This window comes from Asticcacaulis sp. (genome assembly GCF_027484505.1).
Lineage (GTDB): Bacteria > Pseudomonadota > Alphaproteobacteria > Caulobacterales > Caulobacteraceae > Asticcacaulis.
Window position 1 is genome coordinate 1 of sequence record NZ_JAIXSV010000060.1, and the last position, 3,773, is coordinate 3,773.

The window sequence follows — 3,773 nt, forward strand, 5'->3', positions numbered from 1 at the left end:
AATGAACGAAAGCCATGTTTCGCATTTATCTGCCAGTGTAATAGATGTGCCGACGCGGCAAGTTGATGTTCTGATTATTGATGGTGAAGGTATGCAGGTCGCGGGGGCAATCTCCCTTGACGGCATGATGCGTCCCCGTGCGAAGACAGGGCCATTGCTGCGTTCGCCGGCGCAGAATGGACAGCGTCCCCAGGTGACGTCGGCGCCACCTCTGGATTTAGAACCCGGAATCGCGGCCGAGAAGGTACGCTACGCGATCTCGCGAGGACAAGCCTACGAGCATAATGGACAATGGTTAACCACTGGTGGTTGGGGTAATGTCCAGGAATGGGCCTCGGTTGATGCCGATATCATCGAGCGGGCGGAAACGCCGGCCCCGACGGGATCATATGTGCCGCCTGCCGGTCCGGCAGCGCCCCGACGGGGGATGGGCAAGGGGGTGGTCGTTGCTGTGCTGATGGGTGTCTTGTTGGTTGTAGCCGGTCTTGCGCTTATTGGCGGCGCCCCCGAACCGATTCCCCCCCCGGCACCGCCGAAGCCGGTACCCGGGCGGCTTTCACAGGTCAAACCCGAATTCCAGCAATGCATCAACGAAGGCATGGCCAAATTCGGGCCGTTGGCCGGCCAGACAGGCGACTTCAAGTCCGTGGCGAATATGGAAGTCAAATGCTTCATTCATTACCAGTGCGTTACGAAAACTGATGGCGGGAGTACGAATGACTTTTCCTACCTGTCACAACAACTAAATGAGAATCTTTCCTGCCCATCCCCTGAAATCGCCGAAGAGGTGACGAGTCTCAAGTATCCAGGATTCCGTGCGTTTTTCAAAGGCCTCTCCTTCAGGTAGATTTGAAATCAACAGGAGAACAAAATGGTCGTTTGCCAGAAGAAGTATCAGAGCCGGTCGATGTTCAAATCTGTGATTATCCATTCTGCATTGGGGGCCTTGTGCCTGATGGCACCTCCCGCCATTGCAGACGATGTGCAGGTCGCGCAATGGGCGTCAGGGGCGGAAACGCCGTCGGCATCGACGCAACCCGCCTCGCGCGAGATACAGGCTGTGCAGCGGTTGCTGCAGCGCGGTGGATATTATTCCGGACCGATCAATGGCGTGCGTGATCGCGCAACCGAACAGGCGGTTGAGCGTTTCGGCATGGCGGAGCAGCTTCCCACCGTTTCCCTGCAGGGGCCGGAACTGTTGCGGGCGCTTTTCCGCACGCTGTGGCGGTCCGAAGGTTGGGCACAGGGACGCGTGGATGGGCAGGACACGATCATTTCGTCCGAGCAGGTAAAGGAGGCGCAGTCGATCCTGGCCTCACTCGGCTATGCGCCCGGCCCGGCGGACGGTGTATTTGGCCCTGCGACATTGATCGCCATGGAAAGCTTTCAAAGCGATCTCGGCCTTCATTCCAATGGCCTTCTGACCAGGAATGCTTATTACACGCTCCTTCGCGAAAGCAAGTTGCGAACCAATAAGGCGAACGGCGTCGTTCGCATGTATAATTGGCCGGATTACATCGATTATTCCATTCTTGAACAATTCGAGAGCGAAACGAAGATCAAGGTATTGTACGAAGTATATGAAACGACGGAGCAGCTCGAAGGTTGGCTGAATGAAAAAGAAACTCGGGCTGATATTGTTGTGTATTCAGGTTCGCAGATGAATGCAGAGATAGTGCGTGGTGGATTCCAAAAAATAGATAAATCAAAGGTTCCAAACTACAAAAACCTGTCTCCGGAAATTCTTGTATTCACAACCGCCTGGGATAAAAATAACGACTATAACATCCCGTATTCCTGGGGAACCGTCGGTGTTGCCTATAATCGCGCTGCTGTTCGCAAAGTCTCGCCTATCAGCAACATCGACTATCTGGCGGCGGTGTTCGATCCCCGGCAGGCGCAAACATATGCAAAATGTGGAATCGCGCTGATCGATGAGGCACCGGACATCATCCACGCGGCTCTCGCCTATTTGAAACTGGACCCCGCATCGACGGATCCTGCGGTGATCAATCAGGCATTGCCTGTTCTCACCGCCATTCGCGGATACGTCAATACGGTTGATAATGTGAAGTTCATCAATAACTTGGCGGATGGGAAATATTGCCTCGCCGTTGGATACTCGGGTGACGTTCTCCAGGCTCAGCAAGCTGCGCAGGAGAGAAAGTCCGGTGTCGACATCGTCTACAATGTACCCACCGACGGCGCCGAGCTTTGGTTCGACGTCTTGACCATTCCAGCCGGGGCCCGCAACACGGGTAACGCCTATAAGCTGATCGACTTCATCTTGGAACCGAAGAACAGCGCCGCCATCACCAACGAGACGAATTATCCAAGTGCGAATGCCAAGTCAGTTCCTTTTATCAGAAAGGAACTTCTTGATAATAAGACCTTGTATCCCCCTCCTTCTGTTCTCTCAAAACTCTATGTGCCGACCAATCTGACTCCCGCGGGTCGGGCGGCGGTCGAAGATGTTTGGCAGAAATTCAAGAATGCGAAATAGATGGTGTCTTAACGTGGTTTTCGTCTGACGGGACCGCGCACCCTTCCGGATTGAAGCCTGGCCGGATGCGCGGCGGCAAGATGTTGGTGGCACGGGATGACCTGCCAGTCTGCGGTCGTTTCCTGCCGAACGGAACACCGCATGTACCGGTCAGACTTGCTATGGAATGTGCTCCCTTGAGGCAGTCCGTTTCAAGGGGGCACAGTTCAAGGCCTTGGGGTGCGTCGAAAACAATCCATCGATGAAAGTAATTATATTATGGAAGTTAAATGCATACATGAGGAGAAACTATCTAATATTCAGCCATATTTTTGGTATGGAAATCCTGTATTCCAAAAGTATGAGCAAATATTGGCGATTGTGAGCGAGCGAATATCCGATGAGGTCGGCGGTCTTTTCTCGACGCCGGCCATTTCGGATGATGCGTTGGCGACGCGCAGCGACGCCCGCTGGATAGCATCGGCTGATCGGCCTGTCGTTTTGACAAGGCTCACGTCTTCACAACGTGCGGCGGCCCTGGAAAAGCTGGCGGCGATGATCAAATCGGTTCTGGATCTGGCTGCCGCGTTGCGAGCGGATGACAACCCGGAGGTGCGGCAGCTCGGTGAATTACTGCCGATGGCCATCGAGATTCCCGGACCGGAATGTGTGTATGTCGATGACAGGCGGTTGATCCTTGCCTGTTGGGGCTTCTATGCTAGAAGTAGTGAGGGCGAGCATTTCCGCCTCATCCGCTACCTGGCCGTTCCACAGGGCGAGTCCGGTCGGGAAGTTCCGGCCGGTCCGTCCTTGGAGTCTGCATCGCCCCCATCCCCGGCGCCGGTCAGTATCGTGCGGCAATCCCCGGACGGAAGGAGCCGACGCTGGTTGCTGATCGGAGGCCTCCTGGCGGCTCTCCTGGTGCTGGCCGGCTTGTCAGCTGCCTTTTATTTCCTCCGGGAGCAGCCGGGTATTCTTCCCGCGCAATTCGGGTTGAAACCACCAGACCCCACGAAACTTTCGCGCGACGAGACTGATCCATTGAAACGGGAGATCGTGAGCAACCGCGTGTTGGTAACCTTGAAGGAGGGAGTGGCGGCCGAGCTGTTCGTGCGGCAATTGCTGGAGGACATGAAGCCGCGCGGCCTTTCGATTGTCGGTTACAAGCCGGAAATCGGCCTGCTGCAACTGGAGTTCCAGGACGGCACTTTCGGGGATATCAGACGGGCTCTTGAGGAACGGAGCGGGGTCGACGGTGTCGCGCCCGAAACGGTGGCGCGCCAGGAGCGCG

Annotated in this window: 2 protein-coding genes and 1 pseudogene; all 3 read left to right on the forward strand. The window is 55.7% G+C overall.

Annotation, left to right across the window (positions count from 1 at the left end; all coding sequences use genetic code 11):
• Positions 1-847, forward strand: a pseudogene (locus Q0072_RS03290) (hypothetical protein); the annotation flags it as partial.
• 60 nt (positions 848-907) lie between these two features.
• Complete coding sequence (locus tag Q0072_RS03295; protein WP_298325684.1) at positions 908-2,503, forward strand: extracellular solute-binding protein; 1,596 nt, start codon at positions 908-910, stop codon at positions 2,501-2,503.
• Positions 2,504-2,722: 219 nt separating this feature from the next.
• A partial coding sequence (locus tag Q0072_RS03300; RefSeq protein WP_298325687.1) for a hypothetical protein occupies positions 2,723-3,773 on the forward strand: 1,051 nt, incomplete at its 3' end.